At 61.7% G+C, this 14,122-nt stretch carries 11 protein-coding genes and 1 tRNA gene; 6 read left to right on the forward strand and 6 right to left on the reverse strand.

Annotated elements, in window-relative coordinates; all coding sequences use genetic code 11:
- Positions 1-12: 12 nt before the first annotated feature.
- The gene (locus ACCQ08_RS19820; protein ID WP_373450759.1) at positions 13-1,485 is read left to right on the forward strand and encodes a DegQ family serine endoprotease; all 1,473 of its coding nucleotides are present in this window, start codon (positions 13-15) and stop codon (positions 1,483-1,485) included.
- Positions 1,486-1,630: 145 nt separating this feature from the next.
- Here ACCQ08_RS19820 and ACCQ08_RS19825 read toward each other — a convergent pair.
- Positions 1,631-1,707 (reverse strand) — tRNA-Arg (locus ACCQ08_RS19825).
- Between the two features lie 248 nt (positions 1,708-1,955).
- Between ACCQ08_RS19825 and ACCQ08_RS19830 the strand changes: the two genes are divergently transcribed.
- Entirely contained in the window at positions 1,956-2,387 is a 432-nt protein-coding gene (locus ACCQ08_RS19830; protein WP_373450760.1) for a hypothetical protein, read from the forward strand.
- A gap of 255 nt (positions 2,388-2,642) precedes the next feature.
- On the opposite strand, the gene ACCQ08_RS19835 is transcribed toward ACCQ08_RS19830, so the two are convergent.
- From ACCQ08_RS19835 to ACCQ08_RS19845, 3 genes are all read right to left on the reverse strand, one after another.
- Positions 2,643-5,168 carry an autotransporter outer membrane beta-barrel domain-containing protein gene (locus ACCQ08_RS19835; protein WP_373450761.1) on the reverse strand — a complete coding sequence of 842 codons (2,526 nt, stop codon included), beginning with the start codon at positions 5,166-5,168 and terminating at the stop codon, positions 2,643-2,645.
- 210 nt (positions 5,169-5,378) lie between these two features.
- Positions 5,379-6,299, reverse strand: coding sequence for a hypothetical protein (locus tag ACCQ08_RS19840; protein ID WP_373450762.1), 921 nt, complete (start codon positions 6,297-6,299; stop codon positions 5,379-5,381).
- 259 nt (positions 6,300-6,558) lie between these two features.
- Positions 6,559-7,077, reverse strand: a complete 519-nt coding sequence (locus ACCQ08_RS19845; RefSeq protein WP_373450763.1) for a MarR family winged helix-turn-helix transcriptional regulator — start codon at positions 7,075-7,077, stop codon at positions 6,559-6,561.
- A gap of 81 nt (positions 7,078-7,158) precedes the next feature.
- Here ACCQ08_RS19845 and ACCQ08_RS19850 point away from each other — a divergent pair, with 81 nt between their 5' ends.
- The 4 genes from ACCQ08_RS19850 (at position 7,159) to aliA (ending at position 11,618) form a co-directional block, all read left to right on the forward strand.
- Positions 7,159-7,923 (forward strand): glucose 1-dehydrogenase, encoded by a 765-nt coding sequence (locus ACCQ08_RS19850; RefSeq protein ID WP_239810976.1) that lies wholly within the window; start codon positions 7,159-7,161, stop codon positions 7,921-7,923.
- A 27-nt stretch (positions 7,924-7,950) separates the two neighbouring features.
- Complete coding sequence (gene badI / locus ACCQ08_RS19855) at positions 7,951-8,733, forward strand: 2-ketocyclohexanecarboxyl-CoA hydrolase (protein ID WP_239810977.1); 783 nt, start codon at positions 7,951-7,953, stop codon at positions 8,731-8,733.
- A gap of 24 nt (positions 8,734-8,757) precedes the next feature.
- Positions 8,758-9,909: a cyclohexanecarboxyl-CoA dehydrogenase gene (gene aliB, locus ACCQ08_RS19860; RefSeq protein WP_373450764.1), complete on the forward strand. Its 1,152-nt coding sequence runs from the start codon at positions 8,758-8,760 to the stop codon at positions 9,907-9,909.
- Between the two features lie 62 nt (positions 9,910-9,971).
- On the forward strand, positions 9,972-11,618 hold the full coding sequence (aliA, locus tag ACCQ08_RS19865; protein WP_373450765.1) for a cyclohexanecarboxylate-CoA ligase: 1,647 nt from the start codon (positions 9,972-9,974) through the stop codon (positions 11,616-11,618).
- On the opposite strand, the gene ACCQ08_RS19870 is transcribed toward aliA, so the two are convergent.
- A complete protein-coding gene (locus ACCQ08_RS19870) occupies positions 11,615-12,112 on the reverse strand; it encodes a DUF421 domain-containing protein (RefSeq protein WP_373450766.1) in 498 nt (165 codons plus the stop codon). The two genes, aliA and ACCQ08_RS19870, sit on opposite strands and share 4 nt — an antisense overlap.
- Positions 12,113-12,366: 254 nt before the next feature.
- The gene (locus ACCQ08_RS19875) at positions 12,367-13,626 is read right to left on the reverse strand and encodes a glutamate carboxypeptidase (RefSeq protein WP_373450767.1); all 1,260 of its coding nucleotides are present in this window, start codon (positions 13,624-13,626) and stop codon (positions 12,367-12,369) included.
- Positions 13,627-14,122 lie beyond the last annotated feature (496 nt).

Consider the following 14,122-nt stretch of genomic DNA (forward strand, 5'->3'; position numbering starts at 1 on the left):
TTGAGGAGTGATATGTCTCTAAAGCGTTGGAAGCCTTTTCAGATCAGCGCACTGGCGGCCATCCTGTCCGTCAGCAGCGCGATGATGCTGCCAGCGGCAGCCCAAACCCCCGCGCCTGCGGTCGTGCGTGGCCTGCCTGATTTCACTGACCTGGTCGACCAGGTCGGGCCATCGGTGGTCAATATTCGCACGATGGAAAAGGTCTCCAGCCGCCAAGCGCAAAGTGGTCTCGATCCCGAGATGCTGGAGTTTTTCAAGCGCTTTGGCCTGCCTGTCCCCAGCATCCCCAAGCAACAACGCCCGCAGCGCCCAGGCGCGGATGGCGATGAGGTGCCCAGCGGCCTGGGCTCCGGCTTCATCCTGACGGCAGACGGCTATGTGATGACCAATGCGCATGTGGTCGATGGCGCCGATGAAGTCATCGTGACCCTGACCGACAAGCGCGAGTTCAAGGCCAAGATCGTCGGCGCCGACAAGCGCACCGATGTGGCGGTGGTGAAGATCGAGGCCACGGGCCTGCCTGCCGTCAAGATTGGTGACGTGAACCGCCTGCGGGTGGGTGAGTGGGTCATGGCGATCGGCTCGCCGTTTGGGCTGGAGAACTCGGTGACCGCCGGCATTGTGTCCGCCAAGCAGCGCGACACTGGTGATTACCTGCCCTTTATCCAGACCGATGTGGCCATCAATCCCGGTAACTCCGGCGGCCCGTTGCTGAACATGCGTGGCGAGGTCGTGGGTATCAACAGCCAGATCTACTCACGCTCGGGCGGCTTTATGGGCATCTCGTTCTCGATTCCCATCGATGAAGCGGTGCGCGTGAGCGACCAGTTGCGCGCCACCGGCCGCGTGGTGCGCGGCAAGATTGGGGTGCAGATTTCCACTGTCAGCAAGGATGTGGCCGAATCGATTGGCCTGGGCAAGGCCCAAGGCGCGATGGTGACCGGCGTGGAAAGTGGCTCGCCTGCCGAGAAGGCTGGTGTGGAAGCGGGTGACATCATCACCAAGTTCGATGGCAAGCCGCTGGAGAAGCTGGCCGATCTGCCGCGTTGGGTGGGTAACACCAAGCCAGGCTCCAAGAGCACGGTCACCGTGTTCCGCCGGGGCAAGACCTTGGACCTGCCGATCACCATCATCGAAATTCCGTCGGACGCCAATGCAGATGCTGCTGCTTCGAGCAAGGAGCCAGAGAAGGCCAAGCCTTCGACTGCAGCGCAGCAGCTGGGTCTGGTGGTTACCGACCTGACCGATGCACAGCGCAAGTCCATGCATCTCAAGGGCGGTGTGCAGATTGTCTCGGCTGATGAGGCCGCTGCCCGCGCGGGTCTGAAGCAGGGCGATGTGATCCTGGGTATTGCCAATACGGAAATCAATGACGTCAAGCAGTTCGACGCGGCTGTTGCCAAGGCTGACAAGTCCAAGCCCGTCAATGTGCTGTTCCGCCGGGGTGAGTGGACGCAGTATGTGCTGATTCGCCCGACCAAATAAACCGTCCGCGCACTGTCGCTGTGCGGGTCTCAAGCCGGTCTCCTGGATGGAGATCGGCTTTTTTCATGGGGCGGTTGGATCGAAGGAGGGGCCCGCCCCAGCAACGAAAAAGCCTCAGAGCATTGCTACTCTGAGGCTTGACGTTTGGTGCGGCTGGCAGGAATCGAACCCACGACCCCTTGGTTCGTAGCCAAGTACTCTATCCAGCTGAGCTACAGCCGCTAAGCCGTCGATTGTAGCACGCAATTTTGAACCATTTACAGATTTTTTTGGTCCGTTGAACCAAGCGGACTGGACCAGGGGCTGGTTGGACCAGTCAGCTATTGGTCATTCTCTCCGTTGATGGCATGCAGATATCACGGCGAACGGCCTGTAGCGCTCCGAGGGAACGTAGTACATATTCACTATTTTTGGGGATTGACCGTTGGTAGGCGCAGTCCGATAGTTAGCCATATTGTTAATTTCTGTATATGGCTGCTGAAATGAGGTTGTACAGGCTTTCGATCTTGGGGTGGTTGCTGGCTTTGGGCTGCGTGCTGATGCATGCCCTGCCTGCTGCTGCATCGACCAGAGATGCGCCAGAGAACTACAACCTGCTGCGCTTGCAGCAAGTGTCGGCTGTTGGCCCTGGACCCCATGCAAGCCGTCTGGCCAGTGCCTGGGCGCACGGTGTGGCTTTGCCTGGCACCGATGCGCATGCCCCTCCGCTTGGCAGTGCGCAAGATGACGAGACGGTTTTCCACCGTGTACGACACAGCATGGGTGCGGTGAGCGAGCAAGCGGTCGGCGTTTGGTCCAGGCCCACTCCGAAGCTGGGTGGGTTGGTGCTCGTCTTGCTGACAGTGTTCGCACTGGTGCTAGGATTTTTAAGCCTGCGCTGGCACCGCGAAACAGCGCAATGACCCGGGAGATACCATGCCAAGCATCTTCCCAATCACCAAAAGATCCGTTTGCATGGTGGATCAATGATGCCCTTCAGTTTTTGAAGCGGCTGTGCGCCCGTGCATCGTATGGCGGGGGCGCAATGCCGTACCAGGTGGCTTGGACTCCAGCATGCGGCGAGCTTTTTCAGTCTTCCGGACCGATTCAGGTTTTGCCGAAAGGGTGGCCTTTGCGGGGAGGGCGATACCGGCAATGTGACCGCGTTTTGTGGATCCCTAATGCGTTTTCTGGTGCGCTACTGCCTGCTGTTGTTGGCGGCGAGCCAGCAGCATGCCTGCCCCACTGAGGCTGAGAGACAGCAGTAGCAAGCTGCCGTACCCAGAGGAAGGAACTGCCTTGACGGCGGCCCCCCCGTTGTCGTCGTCTCTGACCAGCACCTGTGCGGGAGTGCCTGCTGGCTCATAGCTGCCCGCAGCAGTGGCTGGCGCGATTGACAGCTCTGCAAGGACGTCGCCGTCATTCGGGTCGGTATTGGGGGTTGCCACGATGGTGCAAGTCGCGGTCGAAGCGCCCGCTGGTATGGTGATGCTCTGAGGGCAGGAGGTGCTGTAGCGTGGATTGGCGGCGGGAAGATTCAAGTTCACGCTGAGCCCTTGCGCCGGAGCCGCTTGCGAGAGCGTCAATGTGCAGGTGCTGACCTGGTTGACAGAATCAAACAGCTCGGCAGGCGTGCAGGCAACGCTGACGAGAGGGGCCAGCAACGTGGATTGCAGATACCAGTTATTGCCTACCTTGTTCAAGGTATAGCTGAAGCCACCAGCACTGATGCTGCCGCCCTCCAAGCTAAACACGGCATCGGATGCGCCATCGACCTTGACCACCAGAATGCCATTGCCGCTGGTGACGGAGCCCAATCCGTTGGCATTCACGATGCGCAAGGTGCTGGCTCCGCTGGTGCTGCCGTTGACTTCCAGCACATCAGACGCAGAGTTGCTGTCGCCGAGTACCGTGTCGAGGACCACCACATTGCTGGCTGTGCCACTGAAGTTGCCTGTGAGCGTCAGGCGATCATCCGCAGCCGCGCTGGCATCCGCAAGGCTGATGGTGCCCGCACTCGCGATGCTGCCATGCACGCTGAAGGTACCTTGGGCAGCGCTGGCATTGAGTGTGGCTGCACCATCGATATTGAGCTGGGCCGCTGCGCCACTTTCGAACAGCGAGCCGCTGAGCTGCAAGTTTGCCGCATTGGCGAGGTGGATCGTTTCCCAAAGGGTCAGGTTGCTTCCGTTGGCAAGATTATTGCTGCCGGTGAAACCGCGCATGGCTACACCATCCAAGGTCAAGATGTCGTTACCCGCACTGCCATCAAACTGGGGAGCTTGCGACACATCCACGCCTGCAAGCAAGGTGAGGGCGTCGTCGCCTTCGTCCATGGCCGTGATGCCGACGAGTGTCCCCCCGCTCGCTTGCATGCTGTCATTGCCTGCGCCCATATGGATGCTGCCGGTTATCGAGCCGCCGGTGTGGACCAGCGTATCGGCGCCGCCACTTAAAAACACGGGTCCGCTCACTGTTCCTGCGTTGTTCAGATGCACGGGCACGTCCTGATAGGCCAGTACGGCGTAACTTTGTGGATCCGAGCGAATGATGCCACTGGCGCTGTTGTTGATGGTTTGCAAGGCCGTCAAGCCGGCTGCGGAAGGAAGCACCATCACCGTAGCTCTGAACGCAGGGTCAGGAACGGCAGTGCTGGACTTGATCTCCAACAGTCCGCTGTTGTCAATCGTGGCTGGATTGGTGTTACTGGCAGCACCCGATTGGGCGGCATACACATAATTGCTGGGGCTGTCGACGATCACGCTGCCGGTGTTGTTGATGCGAGAGAGACCGGTGCTATTGGCGTAACCAATGACGGCTATGCCCCCTATCGCCGACGTGGCCCCAGCACTGGTATTGACCACGCTGACACTGCCGCTATTTTGTACCAGGGAACTGGCCGTTGCGCGCTGGTAAATTCCGGTACTGCCTAATGTACGTGTTGGATGGGTGTTGGTGACATGGATTTGCCCGGCATTGATGGTGCTGCCACTGCCACCGCTTGCAGGGGCCCACATGCGCGGCTGAAAGCCGTTGGTAAAAGCGTCTGCCGAAGACTGGGAATTCACCAAGCCCGTATTGGTTACGGTGAAATTTTGCGCCAGCACCTCTATCACATTGTTCGAAACACTCGCGCCGGTCGCCGTATTGGTAAAAGTAATACTGCCAGCGTTGGTCACCGTCGCTTGGCTATTTGCGGCGCTTGCTGCTACCGCCACCACATCCAATCCACTATCGGTCAGCGCAGGGCTAGCGGTAGTCATGACGAGGCTGGCGCCCGCTTCATTGCGGAAGCGGGCGGCGCTGAAATTGTTGTTGGTCAGGTAGCCAATATTGGCCAGTGCTCTGCCGCCTCCCGCCGGTATTAGATAGAGCGCATTATCCCAGGTCATCTTGCCTTGATTGATAACCAACACACCGTTCGCCGCTGTCTCAACCGCATAGATCAATCCAACACTGGCGCCATTCAGCGTCATATCACCTGTGGCGTCGTTGGTGAGTTGAACGTTTGCCGCATTGATCTGGTACTGGCCTGTCGTTGTGCCGCTGCACAAAACCGAGCCCCCTGCGGTGCCCATGGGCGAGGGCGGTGAGCATGCGGCCCAGCTGGTCAAGGGCAGCGCAAATGCTCCATATGCTGTTGCTACAAAAGCCTTGAGTCCCCAGTGAAAAGGAACTCGTACAGATATGGGCAAATAGTTCATGCGCACTAAATTACCAGTTTTATGTATCCCTTTGTTAATATTTTGGCTATGGGTGGCGCATATTTTTAGATGACGCTCTATTTTTAAAATAGCCTCAAGCCGGTTAAATAGTTGTTATTGCATCTTGTCTTTGTACGCTGCCATGGGTATGCACTTTTGCCGCCAGTTTTCACTGACTGGGTGCAAACATGCAGGCCCATGGATCTAAGGCTAGCGCTGAGCCAGCGCCTTACCGTCCTGCGACATCGCACGCAGATGGCGCTCCACACGCAGGAAAACCACGATCATCATCAAGAAAACGAATGACCACAGCAGCACGGTGAACACCAGCAGGTTGCTGGGTTCAATCAGACGCTGCAGCCAGCCGGACGTCGCCGTCTGCACATCGCTCTCCCCCGCCTTGGCGCTGAACACCATGTTGTAGTTGAGCAGCAGATTGCTGACGGCAATGGATGCGGTCTGCTTGCTGATGCCAGCCTGCACCTGAGGGTCCGCCAGCAGGGTCTTGAGCGCCGCAGGCGCGCCCAGCACGAAGGCGCGGCCTGCGTCATAGTTGTAGCTGCTGATGATGCTGCGGGTCTGATTCAGCAGCACCTCGCCAATGCTGGTGGGCTGGGGCTCCCAGCCATCGCCATCGGCTGCCTCGGCAGCGGCAGATGCCGCAGTGGCCGCGTCCATCGCGGCGATGTCGTTGCCGGCCCGCTCCTTGGCATGCATGGCCTCTACCAGTGCGGGCAGCGGCTGCGCGGGCGCCAGGCCTCTTTCGCTGTTGTCGTCTTCAAGTTTCTTGCGCTGTACCGGATTGCGTTCAATGGCCGCACGTACCAGTGCATCGACTTCTGCAAATGCTGCCACTGCGGCAGTGTCTGCTGCCAGCTTGTCATCGTGTACGACCTGGCTGGAGTCACCATAGCCAAAGTCGGAATAGGTGATCTTCTTCAGCTCTTCGTCGCTGATTTTGAGCGCGGCCCAGTCGCGGCCTTTGTGCATGTCTTCTGCGGCGGTATCGGGGGAGGGTTTGTGGGCAGCTCCCCAGCTCCACAGCGCAAAGTTGAACAAGGTGAACAACACGAGTACCACCATCACCAGCCGCATCAGGTACAGCAGCGCACTTTCTATTTTTCCGAGCATTTATTCCATCTCTCATCAATTTTCAAAACCCGAGAGTGTGGCATGGGGTTGGGAGGCGATGACAGTTATTGCTCGTTGCTATGGTTACTGATTGTTTATTGCCCCGCGCGCGATTTCCAGAGCCGGCTGCGGGAAGAAGTGGCTGTAATCACAGTTGATTATTGAAGTCTCGAATGAGCCATGCAGTCGAGATGATCTGCACGATGAAGCCTATCCTCTAACTCGCGATTGCGCTGGTTCAGCCGTATCCGTTTTCCGTTCAACTCTCCTCCTTGCCCGCATTCTGCTGCGCATCGATCGCTTTCATGTTGTCCAGCAGCTTGAGCAGGTAGTGCAGGGTGTGCACCATGTCATTGCTCGAGAAACCCTGCAGCGCTTGCTCGTAATAGCGGCCAATCGACTCGGCCGCATCGTGCTGCCACACCTGCTGCCCGGCAGCGGTGAGCTGCACCAGGCGCGAGCGTTTGTCCGCCGGGTCGGGCACGCTGTGTACATAGCCTGCGGCCTCCATGCGCGACAGCAGACCGGTCAGGTTCTGGCGGCTCACCAACAGATAGCGCGCCAACTCCCCCATACCCATGCCTTCTGCGGTTTCTGGCCGTGACAGGGCCCCCATCACCGCCCATTGCTGTGTGGTCAGCCCCTGGGCTTCCACCGCCTTGGTGCCTGTTTTATGCAACATGTTGGCGCATTGGTAGAGCTTGAAGTACAGCCGGTTGGCCAGGTCGGTGCGCAGCTGGTTCGGGTTTTCTCTAGGAGTTTTGGCGGTTTTGCTCATGATTCGGATATTGCCATGGCACGGCATTTGTGTAAATATATTGTCTAATTAAACGGTGCAGCGCGCAAGAAAGGTGGAATCATGGCACGTTTTGATGGGCAACATGTTGTAGTAACGGGTGGCGGTGGCGGCATTGGGGGTGCGACCTGCAAACGCTTTGCTGGTGAAGGCGCCCGGGTGACCGTGCTCGACAAGCAGCTGGGCGCCGCGCAGGCGGTGGCCGATGCGATTGCAGCTGCCGGCGGCCTGGCGCAGGCGGTGGCCTGCGACATCACGGATCGCGCCAGTGTGGATGCGGCCGTGCAGCAGGCCGAGCAGTGGGCGGCCATCGATGTACTGGTCAACAACGCGGGCTGGGATGTGTTCAAACCTTTTACCAAGACCCATGAACGGGAATGGCAGCAGCTCATTGCCATCAACCTGGTGGGCGCCTTGCACATGCACCACGCGGTGCTGCCGCGCATGGCAGAGCGCAAGGCGGGCCGGGTCGTCAACATCGCGTCTGATGCGGCGCGCGTGGGCTCTTCGGGCGAGGCCGTCTATGCCGCCTGCAAGGGCGGGCTGGTGGCGCTGTCCAAAACCCTGGCGCGCGAGCATGCACGCCACAACATCACCGTGAACGTGGTCTGCCCCGGCCCGACGGATACCGCCTTGTTTGCCAGCTACAAGGAGGGCGCGGGCAACCCCGACAAGCTGCTCGACGCCTTTACCCGCGCGATCCCGCTGGGCCGCATCGGCCAGCCCGAGGACTTGCCCGGCGCCATCCTGTTCTTTGCCTCCAGCGATGCGGCGTATGTGACCGGTCAGGTCATCAGCGTATCGGGCGGCCTCACGATGGCCGGTTGAAGGCCCCCCAATCACAAGGAGACTGACATGGAATTCGAAGACATCCTCTACGAAGTGCGCAACCACGTGGCCTGGATCACCATCAACCGGCCCGAGAAGATGAATGCCTTTCGCGGCACCACCTGTGACGAGCTGATCCGCGCACTGAACAAGGCCGGCTACGACCGGAGTGTGGGCTGCATCGTGCTGGCCGGCGCGGGCGACAAGGCATTTTGCACCGGTGGCGACCAATCGGCGCACGACGGCAACTACGATGGCCGTGGCACCATCGGCCTGCCGATGGAAGAGCTGCACGATGCCATCCGCAATGTGCCCAAGCCGGTGATTGCCCGCGTGCAGGGCTATGCGATTGGCGGCGGCAATGTGCTGTGCACCATCTGCGATCTGACGATCTGCTCCGACAAGGCCATCTTTGGCCAGGTAGGGCCCAAGATGGGCTCGGTCGACCCCGGCTATGGCACGGCGTTCCTGGCGCGCGTGGTGGGCGAGAAAAAGGCGCGCGAGATCTGGTACCTGAACAAGCGCTATTCCGGCGAAGAGGCCGTTGCGATGGGCCTGGCCAATCTCTGCGTGGCGCCAGAGCAGCTCGACGCCACGGTGCAGGAATGGGCCGAGACCATCTGCGAGCGCAGCCCCACCGCGATTGCCATTGCCAAGCGCAGCTTCAACATGGACACCGCGCACCAGGCGGGCATTGCCGGCATGGGCATGTACGCGCTCAAGCTGTATTACGACACCGACGAGTCGCGCGAAGGCGTGGCTGCGCTCAAGGAAAAGCGCAAGCCCGATTTTCGCAAACACGCCAAGTAACGCAGCCTGCCGCAAGAGGTGTCCATGAATCCGTACCTGAACGATGACTTGATGAGCCTGGCCGCATCGGTGCGCCGGTTTGCTGACGCGCGCGTGGCGCCGGGCCTTCTGGAGCGCGACCGGACGCGTGTGCTGGACCGCAGCCTGATGCGCGAGATGGGCGCGATGGGCCTGATTGTCCCCGAGCTGCCCGAGCAACTGGGCGGGCAGGGCCTGGGTTGCCTGGCTGCCGGCGTGGTGCATGAGGAGCTGGCGCGTGCCGACCTGAGCATGTCCTATGTACCGCTGCTGGCATCGCTCAATGCGCAGATTCTGGCGACCCATGGCCAACCCGATGTGGCACGGCCCTGGTTGCAGAAAATGGTGGCGGGCGAGGCACTGTGCGCCATTGCGCTGACCGAGCCCCGCGGCGGCTCCGACGCCGCCAGCCTGCGCCTGCGCATTGAACGCGATGCAGAAGGCTATGTGCTCAACGGTGAGAAAACCTCCATCTCCGCCGCAGACCAGTGCGATATCGCCGTGGTGTTTGGCCGTACCGGCACGGTGGAATCGGGCGCGCATGGTGTAACGGCCGTGCTGGTGCCGATGGACTTGCCCGGCATCACACGCAGCCGTTTCGACTGCCATGGCCAGCGTGCCATTGGCCGGGGCTCGCTGTTTTTCGACAACGTGCGTGTGCCGCTGTCGCATCGCCTCGGTGACGAGAACCAGGGCTTTGTGCAGGTGATGCAGGGCTTTGACTATTCGCGCGCGCTGATTGGCTTGCAGGTGCTGGCCGTGGCACGTGCAGCGCTCGATGATGCCTGGCAGTACGTCACCCAGCGCCAGGCCTTTGGCAAGCCCTTGTCGGCCTTCCAGGGCGTGTCGCACCCGCTGGCGGATTTTGATACGCAGGTCGGCGCCGCACGCCTTTTGTGCCTGCAGGCGCTGTGGCTCAAGGACCAGGGCAAGCCCCACAGTGCCGAGGCGGCCATGTGCAAATGGTGGGCGCCCAAGCTCGCCTATGACTGCATCCACCAGTGCCTCTTGATGTTTGGCCATGGCGGCTACGAGCGGGGTGTGATGGAGCAGCGCCTGCGCGATGTGCTGGGCTTTCAGATCGGTGACGGTACGGCCCAGATCATGAAAACCATCATTGCCCGCGACCGGGCCGGCAGGCAGTCGGTGCCCGCATAGCCATCGTGATGTGCTCTCAAGCGCAGCCACAAGCGCGGAGCCCCAACCCAGAGGAGACAAGCATGGAATTTGATGCCGTATTGCTGGCGCCGCGCCGCGCGCAGATGCGCAGCCAGGGCTGGTGGCGCGACACCACCATCAACGAAGCGCTGGACCAGGCGGCGCAGCAGTGGCCCGACCGCTTGGCGCTGGTGGCGCAGCGCGCAGGCGAGGGTGCTGCGCAGTCCTTCAACTACGCGCAGCTGGCGCGCATGGCCGACCGCGTGGCCATCGGTTTGTGGCGGCTCGGTGTGCGTCCTGCCGATGTGGTGGCCTGCCAGTTGCCCAATGTCTGGCAGTTCACGGTGCTGTACCTGGCATGCGCACGCATTGGCGCAGTGCTCAATCCCTTGATGCCGATCTTTCGGGAGCGTGAGCTGCTGTTCATGCTCGGCCATGGGGAGGCCAAGCTGATTGTGGTGCTCAAGGACTTTCGCAGTGTGGACTACGAGGCGATGCTCAAGGGCATTCAGCCCCAATTGCCCCAGCTTCAGCACGTGGTCGCCATCGGGGGTGCCGGTGCAGACAGCTTTGAGGCGCTGCTTGCCGAGCCCGCATGGGAGCGCGATGCCGACGCCGCGCAGATCCTGGGGTGCCACCGGATCCCGCCCGATGCCATCACCCAGCTCATCTACACCAGCGGCACCACGGGCGAGCCCAAGGGGGTGATGCACTCTTCCAACACCTTGATGGCCAACATCCATGCGTACGCCGAGCGCCTGGCCCTGGGCCGCGACGAGGTGGTGCTGATGGCCTCGCCGATGGCGCACCAGACCGGCTTCATGTACGGGCTGATGATGCCGGTGATGCTGGGCGCGGCGGCGGTGTTGCTGGATGTGTGGAACGCCGCCACGGCCGCGCAGCTGATCCGGCAGTGGCGCTGTACCTTCACGATGGCATCGACGCCATTTTTGGCGGATCTGTCGCGTGAGGTGGCGACCAGCGGGGCCGTGCCCAGCCTGCGCACCTTTCTGTGCGCTGGCGCGCCCATCCCCGGGCCCTTGGTGGAGCAGGCGCAGACGGCGTTGGGTGCGCAGATCATCTCGGCATGGGGGATGTCGGAGAACGGCGCTGTGACCACGACCTTGCCTGGCGATGGCGCGCAGCGCGCAGTCGAGACCGATGGCCTTCCGTTGCCCGGTGCCCAGGTCAAGGTAGTGGATGACCTGGGTCAGGAGTGCCCACGCGGCGAGACCGGTCAGCTGTGGGTGCGTGCCCCTTCCAACTTTGGCGGCTATCTGAAGCGCCCCCACCTCAATGCCACCACGCAGGACGGTTGGTTCGACACCGGGGACCAGGCGCGCATGGATGCGCAGGGCTATATCCGCATCACCGGCCGCAGCAAGGATGTGATCATCCGCGGCGGTGAGAACATTCCGGTGGTGGAGGTGGAATCCCTGCTCTACAAGCACCCGGCGGTGGCGCAGGCAGCGGTGGTGGCCTATGCGGACGAGCGCCTGGGCGAGCGGGCCTGCGCAGTGATCGTGCTCAAGCCCGGCGCCGCCGAGCCGGTGCTGGCCGACCTGACCGGCTTCTTGCGGGCGCAGAAGCTGGCGCCCCATTACCTGCCCGAGCGTCTGGTGGTGCTGCCAGAAATGCCGGCTACGCCGTCAGGCAAGATCCAGAAGTTCAAGCTGCGCGAGCAGCTCAAGGCCTCCCTTCATAGCTAGACCGCGTCCGATGCGCCCGAGGAGCTGTCGCGGTTGCGCAGCACGATGGTGATCTGGCCGTTGGTCTCTATCGTGGCCTGTTCCACCTCATAGGTGTGCAGGCAGCCTGCTCCGCGCAGCGCGGCCTTCAGGTCGTCGCCGGTGATGAGTTCGGCATCCATCACTTTCTGGTTGACCTGTCCGTTGGAGATCAGCCGCTTGGGAATGCCATCGACCCAGCGCGACACCCGCCGGCTGCGGTAGCTCAGTTGCGCCATGATGGAGTGGCAAGCAACCAAGGTCGTAGCCGATATCAGTCCGCCGATCAGCGAGTTGTCGCCCGCGTTCATCGAGTTCTGTACCGCGTTCGACAGGATCAGCAGCAAGATCAGATCGAAGGGGTCGTACTGTCCGATCTGGCGCCGGCCCGTCAGCCGCAAAAACACCAGCAAGAACGCGTAGACGACAAAGCCGCGAACGACAAACTCCCACCACGGAACACTCATAGAGAACATGGCATCACTCCTCGCAAACGGGGGGGGCGGGCGGCGCCTGCACACATGCCGGATGTGCCCGCTGACTGGGCAATGATAGTCCGCAGCGGCCGCCCGGCGCGCTGTGGCCGCGTACGCTGGCAGGCTCGCACATCGTCGTCTTTTGCCGCTAGTTGCGCTGGCGCAGCGGGCCGGTGCTTGCACGCGGCAAGCCCATGGACAAAAAAGGCGCCAGTGTGTGCTGGCGCCCGGAAGGGGGGAGGGGGCTGGGCCGCTTACATGCCCTGGCCCAGATCGGAGATCAGCTGCGCCGACAGGTACAGGCGCCGGGCGATGGGCTCGGTCAGCACATACTCGGCCAGGTTGGAGTGGTAGTTGGCGCCGGGCAGGCCCAGGCCTTCGATGACCGGCTTGCCCGACAGCGCGGCGTAGGCCGCATCGGATCCACCGCCCCCGCGCGTGGTGTACATCTGCGATTTGCCGCCCACATCGGCATAGATGGTGATGGCCTTCTGGATCAGCTTGACGCCCTCATCGGTGGCGTTGAAAGCGGGGCGGCCACGGGTGAGGTTGATGTCGATGGTGGCGCCGTGCACATGGGGCACCGATGCGGCCTTGTCCAGCATGCCCTTCATCAGATCCAGATCTTCATTCTTGCCATAGCGCACATCGGCGTTGACCACCGCCTTGTCCGGGATGATGTTGGTGGCGGTGCCGCCGGCGGTCATCGTTGTCCAGTTGAAGCCGCGTTCCTTGGCTTTGTCCTGGATGTCCTGCGTGCGCAGCACCAGCGCCGAGGCCTCGGTCAGCGCATTGATGCCCGCCTCTGGCGCCACGCCCGCATGCGATGCCTTGCCGTGCACCACGGCCTGCACATAGGCAATGCCCGAGGTGGCGGTGCCAAAGCCTTCTTCCAGGCCCGAGGGCTCGTAGGACAGCACATAGTCATGGGACGCGGCCAGCTGCTGGATCAGATCGCGCGAGCCGAAGGAGCCCTTTTCCTCATCGGTGTTGAACATCACCGTGATGGTCTTGAACTTGCTGAAGTTCTGTGCCTTGAGCAAGCCCAGGCTGTGGAGAATCACCGCGATGCCGCCCTTGGCATCGGCAATGCCTGCGCCATAGGCCTTGTCGCCCTCTACCTTGAATGGCGCCGAGGCCAGAATGCCTCGGGTGTAGACGGTATCCATGTGCGCCATCAGCAGCAGGCTCTTGGTGCCGCTGCCCTGGAAGGTGCCGACAATGTTGTCGCCCACGACACCGGCCTCGGCCTTGTGGCGCACCACGGTGGCGCCCAACGCCTGCAGGCGGGCTTCCAGGTAGTTGCCCATCTGCGGAATGCCGATGGCGTCATTGGTGCCTGTCTCGATGTTGACCAACTCCTGCAGCGTCTGCAGCACTGCCGCTTTCTCGGCCTGCGAAGCCTGGTCGAGCACGGCGTTGTAATGCAGCGAAGAGGCGCTGCTGTCGGAGCAGCCCGATACGGTCAAGGAAAGGGCCGCAGCAGCGGCAATGGCCAGCAAGGTTTTTTTCATAGTAGTCATTGGGTGGGAGGGGATCCCTGAAAGCGTCACGGGATTGTCATGCGACGGATGCAAGCATAAGAACCGCACCCCGCCAAGGCGGTCACGGCTGAGACAAGCGCTGCGGCCTTAGCCCGCCCTGTCTCGCACCGGTCCATCCGGGGCCGCGCCAGCACCGTGCACGCGCCGACCTTGCTGCTGCAGCGATGGCAACCCATGGTCCTGCGGCACCAAGGCCCGGCGACAGGTTCACGCGTTCACTGCTTTGATCGCGTAGCTGTCCTGGGGTGCGGACAACTTCCTTCACCTGAGTCGTAAGCAGAAGGCCCGATTCGGGCAACGAAGGCGCGCCTCGCCCTCGTTCGCATCGTCATGCCGCTGAGGGATCACAGCGTGATTCGACGGGCGCCTGTCTCGTCGGCTTCCCGTTCGGCTGCGCGCAGCAGATGGCGCCCAGAAGGGTAATCAAGCCATGCGGTACCGCCCGCTCAAGTCCCCCTCACTGCTG

The organism is Comamonas sp. SY3 (assembly GCF_041730275.1).
Taxonomy (GTDB): Bacteria; Pseudomonadota; Gammaproteobacteria; order Burkholderiales; family Burkholderiaceae_C; genus Comamonas; species Comamonas sediminis.

What these genes read in the sequence shown, in the direction of transcription:
- aliA (WP_373450765.1), top strand. Translation starts at nt 9,972, where the DNA reads ATGGAATTTGATGCCGTATTGCTGGCGCCGCGCCGCGCGCAGATGCGC.
- ACCQ08_RS19835 (WP_373450761.1), bottom strand. Translation starts at nt 5,168, where the DNA reads ATGAACTATTTGCCCATATCTGTACGAGTTCCTTTTCACTGGGGACTC.
- ACCQ08_RS19840 (WP_373450762.1), bottom strand. Translation starts at nt 6,299, where the DNA reads ATGCTCGGAAAAATAGAAAGTGCGCTGCTGTACCTGATGCGGCTGGTG.
- ACCQ08_RS19870 (WP_373450766.1), bottom strand. Translation starts at nt 12,112, where the DNA reads ATGTTCTCTATGAGTGTTCCGTGGTGGGAGTTTGTCGTTCGCGGCTTT.
- ACCQ08_RS19845 (WP_373450763.1), bottom strand. Translation starts at nt 7,077, where the DNA reads ATGAGCAAAACCGCCAAAACTCCTAGAGAAAACCCGAACCAGCTGCGC.
- ACCQ08_RS19875 (WP_373450767.1), bottom strand. Translation starts at nt 13,626, where the DNA reads ATGAAAAAAACCTTGCTGGCCATTGCCGCTGCTGCGGCCCTTTCCTTG.
- ACCQ08_RS19830 (WP_373450760.1), top strand. Translation starts at nt 1,956, where the DNA reads ATGGCTGCTGAAATGAGGTTGTACAGGCTTTCGATCTTGGGGTGGTTG.
- aliB (WP_373450764.1), top strand. Translation starts at nt 8,758, where the DNA reads ATGAATCCGTACCTGAACGATGACTTGATGAGCCTGGCCGCATCGGTG.
- ACCQ08_RS19820 (WP_373450759.1), top strand. Translation starts at nt 13, where the DNA reads ATGTCTCTAAAGCGTTGGAAGCCTTTTCAGATCAGCGCACTGGCGGCC.
- ACCQ08_RS19850 (WP_239810976.1), top strand. Translation starts at nt 7,159, where the DNA reads ATGGCACGTTTTGATGGGCAACATGTTGTAGTAACGGGTGGCGGTGGC.
- badI (WP_239810977.1), top strand. Translation starts at nt 7,951, where the DNA reads ATGGAATTCGAAGACATCCTCTACGAAGTGCGCAACCACGTGGCCTGG.